Below are 13,324 nucleotides of genomic sequence, written 5' to 3'. Positions count from 1 at the left end.
CAGACACCTATTCATGTGCGCTGATCTGTCATTGCTTCAGAACAGGCTGCCCTGCGCCTCATCGGCGCGGCTGCGGCCGGCATTTTCGAGATCCAGCATGCGCAATTTGGTGGTGGTTCCGCCCGGTGCGGAGAAGCCGCCAAGCCTGCCGCCGGCAGCGAGAACCCGGTGGCAGGGAATGATCAGCGGTACCGGATTTTTCGCCATGGCCTGACCAACATCGCGGGCCTTTTCCATGCCAAGGCCAAGCGTCTTTACGATGCCGCCATAGGTCGTGGTGTCGCCCCAGCCGATCTGCCGCGCAACGGCGTAAACATCGAGGAAAAATCGCTCCTGTCCGGCGAGATCGAGTTCGACGGTCGTAAAATCGATCTGCTCGCCGCCGAAATAACGGGTGATCATTGCAATCACCTCGCGCGTGCGTGTTTCCGGAACGGCAATGCAGGCGGATGGCAGGCGCTTCTGGAGAAGTTTTTCGGTCTCACCGGCGTCAGGGCTGGGCAATTGCAGACGCGCGATACCGCGCCCCGCCCAGGCAAGGCCGCAATGGCCGAGGGCCGTCGGAAAAACAATATAGCCGTAGTTGTTGCTCATTGCCGTCACTCATTCGCCTTTTCGCATGCACGATGCCATATCCCGCATTCGAAACAACCCGTTTCCTGCCTCTCAACAAACAAGGCCACCCGTTTTTGGCGGGTGGCCTTTTACACGTCAGTCCTGAAAATCCGCTCAGGATGCGATTTTGCCCTGCTCTTCGACAAGGCATTGCGCCTGCCGGCTGGCGGCAACGAAAGCCGTGCGGGCGATTTCTCCCGCCACATCGCCCATCAGCGAGGCGCGGCACAGACGCAGCGCCTGTTCATGCGCCTTGTCGCCACGTTCGGGCCATTCGTGCTGAAGAAAATCGAAGGCTTCGTAAACGCCATTGAAAATCCGGGGAGCACCGTTTTCAAGGGAGATGGTAACGGGCTTTTCCCACTTAACGTCGTTCAGCAACATTGATTGCACTTCCATGCTCTATTAACCCGCGACAAACGCCGGCCCCTCCAGTTGGTTCCCTTCATCAGCGGTTTCAAGGGCGAAAAAATAACCCTCGAGAAACCATGTACCTCCATCTTTCCATTCTAGCCGATTTGCGGAACAAAGCGTCTCAACACTCGTTCAAGCGGAAGTGAACCGGGTCCTTTCATGCCGACAACAGCCTCCCCCGCCATCGTCTGGTTCCGCAAGGACCTGCGCCTTTCGGACAATCTTGCCCTGCTTGCCGCCGTGGAGCATGGCGGCCCCGTCATCCCCGTCTATGTCAGGGAAAAATCCTGCGGCCCGCTCGGCGGCGCGCAGGAATGGTGGCTTCACCACTCCCTCGCCTGCCTTTCCGCCGCGCTGGAAAAAACCGGCAGTCGCCTTGTTCTTGCAAGTGGCGACGCCGGCGAGACGCTGCGCCAGCTGATATCCGAAACCGGCGCTGACGCAGTATTCTGGAACCGCCGTTACGATCCGGCAGGCATGGCGACAGACAAGGCGCTGAAGCAGAAGCTGCGCGACGATGGCCTGACCGTTCGCAGCTTTTCCGGGCACCTGCTGCATGAACCATCCCGGCTGCAGACGAAATCCGGCGGTCCCTACCGGGTCTATACGCCTTTCTGGCGGGCGCTGGAGGGCGGCGAGGAGCCGCATGCGCCGACGGACGCGCCGAAGAGCCTGAAAGGGCCGAAGGCATGGCCGGAATCTGAGAAGCTCTCCGATTGGAAGCTCTTGCCCACTAAACCAGACTGGGCGAAACACTTCAGCGACATCTGGGCTCCCGGCGAGGACGGCGCGCAGGAGAAACTCGATGATTTCATCGATGGCGTCCTGAAAGGCTATGAAGAAGGTCGCGATTTTCCGGCAAAGGACGCAACCTCCATGCTCTCGCCGCATCTGGCCCTGGGTGAAATATCACCCGCCACCGTCTGGCACGCGACGAAGGGGCTTTCCCGGCATATCGCCTCAAACGATATCAGCCGTTTCCGCAAGGAAATCGTCTGGCGGGAGTTCTGCTATCACCTGCTGTTTCATTTCCCTGAGTTGGACGAGAAGAACTGGAACGAGAGTTTCGACGCTTTCGGCTGGCGGAACGACGAGACATCCTTCAAGGCCTGGACGCGCGGCATGACGGGTTATCCGATCGTGGATGCCGGCATGCGGCAATTGTGGCGACATGGCACCATGCATAACCGGGTGCGCATGATCGTAGCGTCCTTCTTGATCAAGCATCTGCTGATCGATTGGCGCAAGGGTGAGAAATGGTTCCGCGATACGCTTGTCGATGCCGACCCGGCCTCAAATGCCGCCAACTGGCAATGGGTGGCGGGTTCAGGCGCGGACGCCTCGCCGTTTTTCCGCATTTTCAACCCCATCCTGCAGGGCGAGAAATTCGACGCCGATGGCGACTATGTGCGTCATTTCGTGCCGGAGCTTGAAAAGCTCGACCGGAAATATATCCACAAGCCGTTCGAAGCGCCCAAAGAGGCCTTGAAGAAAGCGGGCATCGAGCTTGGCAAGACCTATCCGCTGCCGATCGTCGACCATGGAAAGGCGCGGGAAAGCGCGCTTGCCGCCTATGCCGAAGTCAAGAAAAACGCATAAAATTGGGTATCGGCAAAATTTTGCGTGGCTAAGCCAAAGCCGGGAAGATAATTTCTTGCCTTGAAGCGGTTGTAACGGGACATAACGGCACCTAATTTCCGCTCAGACAAGAAGGCTCAATCATGACCATTCACTCCTCTGCGCTCAGTGCTATCGGCAACACGCCGCTCATCCGTCTGAAAGCCGCCTCTGAAGCGACGGGGTGTGAAATCCTCGGCAAGGCGGAGTTCCTCAATCCCGGCCAGTCGGTGAAGGATCGCGCCGCGCTCTACATCATCCGCGACGCCGAACGGCGCGGGCAGTTGCGGCCGGGTGGCACTATTGTGGAAGGCACGGCGGGCAATACCGGCATCGGCCTGTCGCTGGTCGCCAATGCGCTCGGCTACAAGACGGTCATCGTCATTCCCGAGACGCAGAGCCAGGAAAAGAAGGACGCGCTGAAACTTCTTGGCGCGAAGCTGGTCGAAGTTCCGGCAGCACCCTATTCCAACCCGAACAATTACGTGAAGGTCTCCGGCCGGCTGGCGAAACAGCTTGCCGCAACCGATGAAAACGGCGCGATCTGGGCCAACCAGTTCGACAATATCGCCAACCGTCAGGCCCATATCGAAACGACCGCTCCTGAAATTTGGGACCAGACGGATGGCAAGGTCGATGGTTTCATATGCTCGGTCGGTTCCGGCGGAACACTTGCGGGCGTTGCTGATGGCCTGCGCGATTTCAATCCCGACATCAAGATCGGCCTTGCCGATCCCGAAGGTGCCGCCCTCTACGAATTTTACAAGCACGGCGTCCTGAAGTCGGAAGGGTCCTCCATTACCGAGGGTATTGGACAGGGCCGCATCACCGCCAATCTGGAAGGTTTCACGCCTGACTTTTCCTATCGCGTCTCCGATGCAGAGGCGCTGCCGGTTCTGTTCGATCTGGTCACGAAAGAAGGGCTTTGCCTCGGCGGCTCCTCCGGCATCAACATTGCCGGCGCAATCCGCCTTGCCCGCGAGCTTGGTCCGGGGCATACCATCGTGACGATACTTTGCGACTACGGTAATCGTTATCAGTCGAAGCTCTTCAATCCGGATTTCCTGCGTTCCAAGGGACTTCCGGTTCCACAGTGGCTTGCGACGAAAAGCGAGATTGCGGTTCCGTACGAAACCGTTTGAGGACATGCCGAAATGCCTGTGAATGCCCTGTTCCGTGACGATTTTTATCTTTCCACCGCAGAAGCGATCGTCACGGCGGTGCATGAGGATGGCGGCATAGAGCTGGATCAGACCTGCTTTTACGCCACCTCCGGCGGCCAGCCGGGCGATAGCGGCTTTCTCGAGCGGGCAGACGGGTCGCGCATCGAACTCGGCATTACCAAAAATGGCGCCGACAAGAGCGTTATCATCCATGTGCCGCTGGAAGGTCAGCCTTCCCCCGAGGTCGGTGAAAAACTGACCCTGCATGTAGACTGGCCGCGCCGTTACAAGCTGATGCGCATGCACACGGCCTGCCATCTGCTATCCGTCGTCTGCCAGTGGCCAATCACCGGTGCTGCCGTCGGCGAAGACGAATCGCGCGTCGATTTCGACATGTCGGAAACCATCGACAAGGATGAAGTCACGGCAAAGCTGATGGACCTGGTGAAAGCCAACCATCCCGTTTTCCTGCAATGGATCACCGACGAGGAGCTGCAGGCCAATCCGGGCATCGTCAAATCCAAGAATGTTCGCCCGCCAATGGGCCTCGGCCGGGTCAGCCTCGTCTGCATCGGCGAAAATTCTGCCATCGACAGCCAGCCCTGCGGCGGCACCCATGTTTCCGAAACGCAGGAAGTGGGCGATATTCACATTGCCAAGATAGAAAAAAAGGGCAAGGAGAACAGGCGGTTCCGCATTCGTTTCGGCGCGCCTGAAGCTGCTGCCTGAAATCAGGAGAGACATCGTGAGCACGGATAAGAGCCGTTTCGTCGTTTCGGCGGACTGGGTGGAAAAACAACTCGGCACGGCCGGGTTTCGTCTCGTTGATGCCTCGTGGTATCTGCCGGCGCATAAACGCAACGGCGCGGAAGAATATGCGGCCGGTCACCTGCCCGGCGCCGTGTTCTTCGATCAGGACAAGATCGCCGATCATACGACCGGCCTGCCGCATTCCCTGCCCTCGCCGGAGTTCTTTGCCGAACAGGCTGGCGAGCTCGGGCTCAGCGATACCGACACGATCGTGGTCTATGACGGCCCCGGTTTCTTTTCCGCACCGCGCGTCTGGTGGATGCTGCGGGTGATGGGCGTGCGCAAGGCCTATGTGCTGGATGGCGGTCTGGACGGCTGGAAGCGCGAGGGCCGGCCGCTCGAAACCGGCACGCCGGAAATCGAACCCGCAACCTTCACACCCGATTTCAACGAAAAGCGCGTGACGTCGCTGTCAACGATGCGCGGCATCGTCGACAGCGGTGAAAAGCAGATCGCCGATGCTCGCGGCGCAGGCCGCTTCACCGGCGACGAGGCCGAGCCGCGTGCCGGCATGCGTTCCGGCCATATGCCCGGCGCGCGCAGCCTGCCCGCGACCGCCTTTTCCGAGAACGGTCATTTCAAGGACCTCACCGCCATCCGCAAGATGGTGACCGACGCCGGCATCGATCTCGGCAAGCCCGTTGTCACCAGCTGCGGCTCGGGCGTTACCGCAGCCGTCATCACGCTGGCGCTTGAATCACTCGGCCATCAGGACAATTCGCTCTATGATGGCTCGTGGTCGGAATGGGGCGGACTGGAAGATACGCCTATTGTTACCGGCCCCGCCGAGCCTGTTCCCGTGGTGTCGCATGGGCCTTTGAAGGCGCATGTGACGCAGCTCGAAATGACCGCGCCGCCGAAGGTCAGCCTGCCTATCCCCGTCAACATCCAGACGGCGCTGATGCGCGTCAACAATATTCCCCTGCACTTCTACCGCTATCTCTACTGGCGGGTGGGGAAGCGCTGGCACTGGCAAAAGCGCATGCGCATGAGCGATGCGGAGCTTTCCGCCATCCTGCGCGATCCAAAAAACAGCGTCACGGTCCTTTATATGAACGGTGCGCCCGCCGGTTTCTTCGAACTGAACAAGGCGAGCGACGAGGTGACAGAGCTGTCCTATTTCGGCCTGCTCGAAGAGGCGATCGGTGCCGGCGTCGGCAAATGGTTTCTCCTGCAGGCGCTTTATGCCGCCTGGCAGGACAATCCGCAGCGGGTGACGGTGACCACCAATACGCTCGACCATCCGCGCGCGTTGCAGCTTTACCAGATGATGGGCTTTTCGCCCGTCGGCACCTATGAAGCCTGGGTGGAGCCGCTCGCCGATACGGAACTTCTGGAAATCTCGATGCGCAATTGAGGGGTGGCTGGCCTCCTCCCCGTTCAGGAGGCCAGATCACCAGCGTCCGGCAATCTGCCTCAGATTTCCCGTTCGAGATTGACCGCCGTCGGAATATGGCCGCCGGCGGCCCCCTTGTCTTCCGTGACCGTGTTCAACAGATGATCGGCAATCAGCTCCGCCTGGAATTTACCGAGCTCGTAACAATAGGTGATTTCGCGCTTTTCGGCTGACCAGTAGACATCGGGGCGGCCGCAGGACCTGGCCGTCAGCTTGACGTCTCCCTTCAGGCCATAGCCGCCAAAGCTGCGGCTGATGAGATCGAGAATCTTCGATTCCTTGACCATGATGGCATAGGGCTCAAGTTCTGGATCACGCGGCGGCACATAGCTGACGGCAAATCTGGATGGCGTCTGGCTGCGGTGGGTGCTCAGAAAATTCTCCCAGGCCGACGCAACGCCGGGATAGGCGGCGGCGCATTTGTCGAACTCGGCATTGTTGAGCCCCATCATGGCAGCCAGATCGCCATAACCATCCTTGTCGCGACCGACCATCAGGCAGGCCATGTTGCGGTCGCGGCTCCTGTCGGGCACCAGCGCGGAAAAGACCGGAGCCTCGTGCTCCGGCAGGGTCTCCGTCTCACGTGCGAGATACCAGCTGTCGGTGGCGTTGACGAGCGCGGTGTCGAGCCATTCCTCATTGGCCTGAAGGATGAGCGTGCCGGCCAGCTGATCGGCCGGGGCCTGAACACTTGCCGTGTCCGCTGTCCCGAAATCCGAGATCAGCATGCGTGCGCCTTCGTGATAAAGCGAGAAGATCGCGTTGCCGATAACGAAATTGACCGCCTGCTGAAGCTGATCGTCGGACAGGCCGTCGAGACCGGAGGCGACCTGCGCCTCGGCCTGCATGGGAGCCGTCAACGATACGAAAGCCAGCGGAACGGCGGCCAGAAAACGACGGAACATAAAATCAGACCTTCCGGGAACGAGGAGCGTCACTGATTCCCGAAGCTAACGAGTCACGCAATGGGCTGGTTGCATCGCCTGTCAAGAATCGGGTGGATAGTGATCCATTTCGGGACCATAGCTGCAAAGAAGCAACGCCGATCCCAACCCAGAAGGCCCCGACATGACCGATCTCGTTTTTACCGCAATGCCGGCTAAGGAAGCCGAGGCCTTCCGGGCGGGAGCCGCCGACGCCTATGGCAATCCGCCGGAAAAAGCCGTTTCTCCAGGCGGCATGCCCTGCCGCCACTGCCTTCGCCAGATCGGCGAAGGCGACGGGATGCTGATCCTCGCCTACCGGCCTTTCCCCTCGCTACAGCCTTATGCGGAAACGGGACCGGTTTTTCTGCATGCCGAGGCCTGTGAGCGCTATCCGCAGACGCAGGATGTCCCGCCGATGCTGGACAGCCCGGATTACATCGTGCGGGGTTATGGAGCCGATGACCGCATCGTCTACGGCACCGGCGCGGTGACGGCGACGGGCGAGATCGTGTCGCGAGCACTGCGCCTTCTGGAGCGCTCTGATGTCGCTTATGTGCATGTGCGATCCGCCCGTAATAATTGCTATCAGTGCCGTATCGACACAGCATAATCGGCAATTATCTGCAATTTTAAGAGAAGAACTAAACGGCTCTCAAGCTTTTTGCGCCATGATGCATGGTATCGGAAACAATTGATTTGAGCAGCAACATGACAAATAACCTCAATATGGCGACCCGGACTGCGCCCCGCAGCAAAACCAGAATTTTTGCGACCGTGCATTATTTCAGCCAGTCGACCAGGGGACGCGTGGTCGATCTTTCGGCGACGGGGATGGCGCTCGAACTGGACGGGCCTTTCGCCGCTGCCAAGGGCAGCCGGGTCAAGGTGCAGAGTGAGGATCTGGGCTTCATCGAAGGCGTCGTGCAGTGGCAGCACATGAACCGCCTCGGCCTGCAGCTCAAGCTTTCCACCAACACGCTGGCGCAGCTCTCCTCCTATTTCCGCTTCTTCCATGAAGACGTGAAACCGACCCTCGCCCGCTGATCCGTTAGTCCAGCGAAGAGGAATGCGCAGGGCGGACGATGCGCATTCTCCGGTACGGCGACACCCGCGCCGCGCTGCCGTGACAAAAAATTTATCAAACGGTTGAAAACAGGCCCATCCGTCACGGGCCTGTCATTTTGGTGATGGACTCCTCTGCGATTGCTTCTACCCTGTCGTTTTTCATGACAGAGCAAGCTTCATTCGAAGGAGTTCCCATGTCGTCGCTTCTCGCTCTCCACCCCATCACCCGACGTTCGCTTCTGGGCGGCATCGCGGCCTCCTCGGCGCTGGTGCTGCTGCACCCTTTTGCTGCGCGCGCAGCGACCAACCAGGCGCATCTGCGCATCATGGAAACGACTGACATCCATGTTCATGTCTTTCCCTATGATTATTACGCCGACAAGCCGAACGACACGATGGGGCTGGCCCGCACCGCCTCGATCATCGACACCATCCGTGCCGAAGCTGGTAACTCGATGCTGGTGGATAATGGCGACTTCCTGCAGGGTAATCCGCTCGGCGACTATATCGCCTATGAGCGCGGCATGAAGGCCGGCGACAAGCACCCCGTGATCAACGCCATGAATGTGCTGGGTTATGATTGCGGCACGCTCGGCAACCACGAGTTCAATTACGGCCTCGACTATATGTCGAACACGCTGGCCGGTGCGGGTTTCCCTTATGTCTGCGCCAACCTCACCAAGGGCCAGCTTGCTTCCGATCCGAAAAACGACGAGCTGTTCTTCAAGCCCTATGTCATTCTGGAAAAGCAGATCCGCGATGGCGGCGGCGTGACGAGCCCGGTCAAGGTCGGCATCATCGGCTTCGTGCCGCCGCAGATCATGATGTGGGATTCCAAGAACCTCGAGGGCAAGGCGCAGACGCGTGACATCGTCGAGGCTGCGAAAGCCTGGGTGCCTGTCATGAAGGAAGAAGGCGCCGATATCATCATCGCCCTTTCCCATTCCGGCATCGATGGCAAGGGCCAGACGGAGCGCATGGAAAACGCCTCGCTTTATCTGGCTGCCGTCGAAGGCGTCGACGCCATCTTCACCGGCCACCAGCATCTCGTTTTCCCCGGTCCGAAGACCTGGGACGGCATTGAGGGTGCGGATGCGGTCAAGGGCACGCTGATGGGCAAGCCGGCGGTGATGGCCGGTTTCTGGGGCTCGCATATGGGCCTCATCGACCTGCTGCTTGAAAAGGACGGCAAAAGCTGGAAGATCGTCGACTTCACCTCCGAAGCCCGGCCGATCTATCACCGTGACGAAAACCGCAAGGTCGTCGCCGATTTCACGGATAAAGCGGAAGTCCTCGCCGCCGCCAAAGCCGATCATGAGGCGGCACTTGCCTATGTGCGCCGTCCGGTCGGTAAAACCTCCGCGCCGCTCTATTCCTATTTCGCACTGGTAGCGGACGATCCATCCGTGCAGATCGTTTCCAATGCCCAGACCTGGTACATCAAGGACATGCTGAAGGAAGGACAATACAAGGATCTGCCCGTGCTTTCGGCAGCAGCACCCTTCAAGTCGGGCGGCCGCGGCGGCGCGGATTATTACACCGATGTCCCCGCCGGTGACATCGCCATCAAGAACGTCGCCGATCTCTATCTCTACCCCAACACAGTGCAGGCGGTGCTGATCAACGGCGCGCAGGTGAAGAACTGGCTGGAAATGTCGGCCGGCATGTTCAACACCGTCGAAGCGGGCGCAAAGGATGCGCCGCTGCTGAACGCGGATTTTCCGTCCTATAATTTCGATGTCATCGACGGTGTGACCTATCAGATCGACATTTCCAAACCGGCGAAATTCGACAAGGACGGCAAGGCCGTCAATCCGGACAGCAACCGCATCGTCAACCTGCAATTTGAAGGCAAGCCGATCGATCCCGAGCAGAAATTCGTGGTCGCCACCAATAATTACCGGGCAAGCGGCGGCGGCAAATTCCCCGATATCGCCGGCGACAAGGTGATCTTCGTGGCGCCCGATACCAACCGCGACGTGATCGTGCGCTATATCATCGATCAGGGCACCATCAACCCGTCTGCGGATGCCAACTGGTCCTTCGCGCCTGTCGCCAATACCACGGCGATCTTCGAGACCGGCCCCAAGGGCCGCCACTATGCGGCAGATATCAAGGGCGCGAAAATCGAGGATGCCGGTGACGGCGCGGAAGGTTTCGCGAAGTTCCGTCTGGTTCTCTAAAAGCTTCGCCCTCCCGGCTGAAACCGGCCGGGAGGGCGAGACTGTCACTCAGCGGCGACAGCAATGGTCCTCTGCTTGCTGGCCGCAAGCATCCCGTTGAAATCCTTGTGGTTCGGGCAGGCAGACAGGCGCTGCTGAAATGCTTCGGCAAGCCACTGGCCTGCGGGGCCTGCCGGTGAATCCACCCGCCGCAGCGCAAAGAGCGGATATTCGCCCTGCTCATAGGCCTCAAGTTCAAGCGCTTTCAGGCTGCCATTGGTCAGATCATTGCGCACAATCGATGCGGGCAGACCGCCCCAGCCGAGGCCACCCTTGATGAGCTGGTATTTCGTGGCGATGTCGCTGACCCGCCATGTCTTGTAAGAGAGAACATTGAAATCGCGGCCCTTGGTGAGGCCCGATGCATCGGTGACAACAAGCTGGACCTCCTCGCGCACGTCTGCGAGAACCAGAGGCCGCTCGATCTGCGCCAGCGGGTGATCCGACGCGACGACGGGCAACATGAAGGAATGGCCCACCTTTTCGACAACGAGCTCATCATCCTGGCGCAGCATCGCCCCGCCGATGCCGATGCCTGCCTTGCGGGAGAGCACCATATCCATGACCATGCCCAATTCGCCGACATTGAGGCTGAGGGTGACGGTCGGGAACTGTGTGCGAAAATCGCGCAGCACGGCCACCACGGCCTCCGCTGGCACCATGGTACTGATGGCGACCGAGAGTTCCGCCTCAAGCCCCTGCTTCAACCCTTTGGCGCGGGCGCGCATCTCCTGCAGGCCGGCGACGATGCGCCTTGCATCCTCAAGCATGGCGCGGCCCTCATCCGTCAGTTTCGGCTGGCGCGCGCCGCTGCGCTCAAACAGCGTGACTTCAAGCTGCGCCTCGAGATTGGCAATCGTGTAGCTGACCACCGACTGCGCGCGATTGAGCGCCCGTGACGCAGCGGAAAAGCTGCCGGTCTCGGCAACCGTCAAAAACACCTGCAATTGGTCAAGCGTCGGGTTCGCGTCCATGTTCCATCCATTTCATCGATAGATTGCTTCCATATTATCACAGTTTTCTTGATGGCAGTAATTTTTCATATAGAGCGCAAAGGAAGGGCATCGTGCTCTCCCGCCCTCCCAAGGCGCCCGTCAATTCATCGCTTATGCAAGGAAAGACCATGTCCAACATTCTGCTCATCACCTCCAGCCCGCGTGGCGACGAATCGGTTTCCAACAAGTTTTCGGGTGAGCTCGCAAACAAGCTGAAGGCCAAGTCGGCTTCCAACACCCTTGTCCACCGCGATCTCGCCGCTGACCCGATCCCGCACCTCGACACCGTCAAGACCGCAGCGATCCGCAAGTCGCCTGACCAGCGCACCGCCGAAGAAGCGGTTGCCGCCGATTATTCCGACAAGCTGGTTACAGAGCTTCTTGCAGCCGACACGGTCGTCATCGGCACCGGCCTCATCAACTTCAACATCTATTCCGGCCTGAAGTCGTGGATCGACAACGTCGCCCGCGCCGGCCAGACCTTCAAATATACCGAAACCGGCCCGGTCGGCCTTGCCACCGGCAAGAAGGTCTACATCGTGCTGGCCGCTGCCGGCGTTTACTCCGAAGGCCCGGCCGTTTCGATGAACCACGCCGTTCCTTATCTGAAGACCGTTCTCGGCTTCATGGGCATGACGGATGTGGAAGTCATCTATGTCGAAGGCCTGGCATTTGGCCCGGAAGCCGTCGAAAAGGCTGTGGCCGCCGCCGAAGCCAAGGTTGAAGAGCTGGCGCAGGCCGCCTGAGACAATTGAATGGAGGCTGATACCGGCAAGGTATCAGCCGACCCACATTCCGTAACGGCCGTGGACCTGATCCCGGCCGTTATTTTTTGCCGCATAGAGCCGCGAGTCGGCTTCGGAAAGAAGTTCGAGGAATACTCGCCCATCCTCCAGACCGGTCGCGACACCGATACTGACAGTCAGGGGCGTTCCGTCGGGCCGGCGCAGACCCGTCAGCACGGCGGCACGCAGACCTTCGGAAAAGGCAAGTGCGGCCTCGTGTGTCATCGCCGGAAGCAGGGCCACAAATTCCTCGCCGCCGAAACGGTAGAGATGGCCATGTGGTTGAACCGACCGCTTCATGACTGCTGCGAATTCCCGAAGAATTTCATCGCCCCGCAGATGGCCGAACGTATCGTTGACAGTCTTGAAATGGTCGATATCGACGATAAGCACGCTGATCGCCCGCCTCTTCTCGGCGCAGTCAAGCACGATGGAGGGCGCGTCGAGTTCCATGCGGGCGCGGTCCGAGACACCCGTCAGCATGTCGCGTCCGGAGCGAGATAGCAGCTCTTCGTAGCGCTCACGGAAGGTCAGATCGTTGAAGACATCCGCAATGTTGCGGCGTATCAGGAAACGGCCCTTGGCCGATGTCAGCCACAGATAGAGGGCGAAGAGCAGCGAATAGACCGCGACGGCCGCCATCTTCGCCTTCCAGCCATCATAAAACACATCGACCGGCGCGTTGAACAGAAGTCGCAGCGCACCGTAAAAGCCCGCCTGATCGAGGCTGAGGATGACGACACCGCAGATGCCGAAACGCAGGACGATATGGCGCTGCAGATACCGCCCCAGTTTTTCATAAAACAGGATAATGGCGATGGCGTCGATGTAAAGCAGGCTGGTGCCCCAGACCATCAGCACACCCATCTCGTCCAGAAAGCCGGTACTGACCGATTGTCCGGGAACGATCGCCACCGTCTGATGAAAACGGATGATCTGGGCCATGATGACGGTCAATATGTTGCCGAGAAAAAGGCCATAGATCGGCTGGCGCACCACCGCAGCATCCTCGCGCATATAGAGCATGAGGATCATCATCAGCTTGCCGGCAAAAAGGATCGAGGAACCGGGCGACGCCACGCCGAAAGGCAGCTGCACGTAAAAGACGGCCGCCAGATAGGTTTCGAGAAAATGCATGACGCCCAGCGCGGTGAGAAAAACACCGATGCCGAGAATATGCCGGTAATGAAGGAAGGCCGTCATTACCGAAAAATAGACGATGGCCTCCGTCAAAAAGAGGGCCAGATTTGCCCACTGCATCGGCACATGCCTTATCGATTCACGTCGCGCGGGTTGATTGGCGCGACTCCATGCCC

At 59.4% G+C, this 13,324-nt stretch carries 13 protein-coding genes; 8 read left to right on the top strand and 5 right to left on the bottom strand.

The window, feature by feature from the left end:
- Positions 1–36 precede the first annotated feature (36 nt).
- Positions 37–594, bottom strand: a complete 558-nt coding sequence (locus V6S97_RS01690; RefSeq protein ID WP_003502287.1) for a methylated-DNA--[protein]-cysteine S-methyltransferase — start codon at positions 592–594, stop codon at positions 37–39.
- A 135-nt stretch (positions 595–729) separates the two neighbouring features.
- Positions 730–999: a DUF982 domain-containing protein gene (locus V6S97_RS01685; RefSeq protein WP_003502285.1), complete on the bottom strand. Its 270-nt coding sequence runs from the start codon at positions 997–999 to the stop codon at positions 730–732.
- Positions 1,000–1,188: 189 nt separating this feature from the next.
- Here V6S97_RS01685 and V6S97_RS01680 point away from each other — a divergent pair, with 189 nt between their 5' ends.
- The 4 genes from V6S97_RS01680 (at position 1,189) to sseA (ending at position 5,976) form a co-directional block, all read left to right on the top strand.
- On the top strand, positions 1,189–2,628 hold the full coding sequence (locus V6S97_RS01680) for a cryptochrome/photolyase family protein (RefSeq protein WP_334425981.1): 1,440 nt from the start codon (positions 1,189–1,191) through the stop codon (positions 2,626–2,628).
- 122 nt (positions 2,629–2,750) lie between these two features.
- The gene (locus V6S97_RS01675; RefSeq protein ID WP_020009403.1) at positions 2,751–3,788 is read left to right on the top strand and encodes a cysteine synthase A; all 1,038 of its coding nucleotides are present in this window, start codon (positions 2,751–2,753) and stop codon (positions 3,786–3,788) included.
- Between the two features lie 12 nt (positions 3,789–3,800).
- Positions 3,801–4,538 carry an alanyl-tRNA editing protein gene (locus tag V6S97_RS01670; RefSeq protein ID WP_334425980.1) on the top strand — a complete coding sequence of 246 codons (738 nt, stop codon included), beginning with the start codon at positions 3,801–3,803 and terminating at the stop codon, positions 4,536–4,538.
- A gap of 16 nt (positions 4,539–4,554) precedes the next feature.
- Positions 4,555–5,976, top strand: coding sequence for a 3-mercaptopyruvate sulfurtransferase (sseA, locus tag V6S97_RS01665; RefSeq protein ID WP_111792643.1), 1,422 nt, complete (start codon positions 4,555–4,557; stop codon positions 5,974–5,976).
- Between the two features lie 59 nt (positions 5,977–6,035).
- On the opposite strand, the gene V6S97_RS01660 is transcribed toward sseA, so the two are convergent.
- Positions 6,036–6,920, bottom strand: a complete 885-nt coding sequence (locus V6S97_RS01660; protein ID WP_111784511.1) for a DUF4344 domain-containing metallopeptidase — start codon at positions 6,918–6,920, stop codon at positions 6,036–6,038.
- Positions 6,921–7,083: 163 nt separating this feature from the next.
- Here V6S97_RS01660 and V6S97_RS01655 point away from each other — a divergent pair, with 163 nt between their 5' ends.
- The 3 genes from V6S97_RS01655 (at position 7,084) to V6S97_RS01645 (ending at position 10,189) form a co-directional block, all read left to right on the top strand.
- Entirely contained in the window at positions 7,084–7,551 is a 468-nt protein-coding gene (locus V6S97_RS01655; RefSeq protein ID WP_020810796.1) for a DUF1203 domain-containing protein, read from the top strand.
- A gap of 98 nt (positions 7,552–7,649) precedes the next feature.
- Positions 7,650–7,985, top strand: coding sequence for a PilZ domain-containing protein (locus tag V6S97_RS01650; RefSeq protein ID WP_004441225.1), 336 nt, complete (start codon positions 7,650–7,652; stop codon positions 7,983–7,985).
- 215 nt (positions 7,986–8,200) lie between these two features.
- Positions 8,201–10,189, top strand: coding sequence for a bifunctional 2',3'-cyclic-nucleotide 2'-phosphodiesterase/3'-nucleotidase (locus V6S97_RS01645; protein WP_060724196.1), 1,989 nt, complete (start codon positions 8,201–8,203; stop codon positions 10,187–10,189).
- Between the two features lie 44 nt (positions 10,190–10,233).
- Here the strand turns inward: V6S97_RS01645 and V6S97_RS01640 are convergent, their stop codons facing one another.
- The gene (locus V6S97_RS01640) at positions 10,234–11,202 is read right to left on the bottom strand and encodes a LysR family transcriptional regulator (RefSeq protein WP_334425976.1); all 969 of its coding nucleotides are present in this window, start codon (positions 11,200–11,202) and stop codon (positions 10,234–10,236) included.
- A gap of 149 nt (positions 11,203–11,351) precedes the next feature.
- Here V6S97_RS01640 and V6S97_RS01635 point away from each other — a divergent pair, with 149 nt between their 5' ends.
- Positions 11,352–11,969: an FMN-dependent NADH-azoreductase gene (locus V6S97_RS01635; RefSeq protein WP_175280574.1), complete on the top strand. Its 618-nt coding sequence runs from the start codon at positions 11,352–11,354 to the stop codon at positions 11,967–11,969.
- Between the two features lie 33 nt (positions 11,970–12,002).
- Here V6S97_RS01635 and V6S97_RS01630 read toward each other — a convergent pair whose 3' ends face one another.
- Positions 12,003–13,268: a GGDEF domain-containing protein gene (locus V6S97_RS01630; protein WP_003502263.1), complete on the bottom strand. Its 1,266-nt coding sequence runs from the start codon at positions 13,266–13,268 to the stop codon at positions 12,003–12,005.
- Positions 13,269–13,324: the final 56 nt, after the last annotated feature.

The sequence above is a fragment of the Agrobacterium sp. CCNWLW155 genome, assembly GCF_036888815.1.
Lineage (GTDB): Bacteria > Pseudomonadota > Alphaproteobacteria > Rhizobiales > Rhizobiaceae > Agrobacterium > Agrobacterium radiobacter.
This window is presented reverse-complemented; position numbering and strand designations above follow the sequence as displayed.

Bases quoted from the DNA above. Each gene is read 5' to 3' on its own strand.
- V6S97_RS01690 (WP_003502287.1), bottom strand. From the start codon at position 594: ATGAGCAACAACTACGGCTATATTGTTTTTCCGACGGCCCTCGGCCAT.
- V6S97_RS01640 (WP_334425976.1), bottom strand. From the start codon at position 11,202: ATGGACGCGAACCCGACGCTTGACCAATTGCAGGTGTTTTTGACGGTT.
- V6S97_RS01655 (WP_020810796.1), top strand. From the start codon at position 7,084: ATGACCGATCTCGTTTTTACCGCAATGCCGGCTAAGGAAGCCGAGGCC.
- V6S97_RS01680 (WP_334425981.1), top strand. From the start codon at position 1,189: ATGCCGACAACAGCCTCCCCCGCCATCGTCTGGTTCCGCAAGGACCTG.
- V6S97_RS01635 (WP_175280574.1), top strand. From the start codon at position 11,352: ATGTCCAACATTCTGCTCATCACCTCCAGCCCGCGTGGCGACGAATCG.
- V6S97_RS01650 (WP_004441225.1), top strand. From the start codon at position 7,650: ATGACAAATAACCTCAATATGGCGACCCGGACTGCGCCCCGCAGCAAA.
- V6S97_RS01630 (WP_003502263.1), bottom strand. From the start codon at position 13,268: ATGCAGTGGGCAAATCTGGCCCTCTTTTTGACGGAGGCCATCGTCTAT.
- V6S97_RS01670 (WP_334425980.1), top strand. From the start codon at position 3,801: ATGCCTGTGAATGCCCTGTTCCGTGACGATTTTTATCTTTCCACCGCA.
- V6S97_RS01675 (WP_020009403.1), top strand. From the start codon at position 2,751: ATGACCATTCACTCCTCTGCGCTCAGTGCTATCGGCAACACGCCGCTC.
- V6S97_RS01645 (WP_060724196.1), top strand. From the start codon at position 8,201: ATGTCGTCGCTTCTCGCTCTCCACCCCATCACCCGACGTTCGCTTCTG.
- V6S97_RS01660 (WP_111784511.1), bottom strand. From the start codon at position 6,920: ATGTTCCGTCGTTTTCTGGCCGCCGTTCCGCTGGCTTTCGTATCGTTG.
- V6S97_RS01685 (WP_003502285.1), bottom strand. From the start codon at position 999: ATGTTGCTGAACGACGTTAAGTGGGAAAAGCCCGTTACCATCTCCCTT.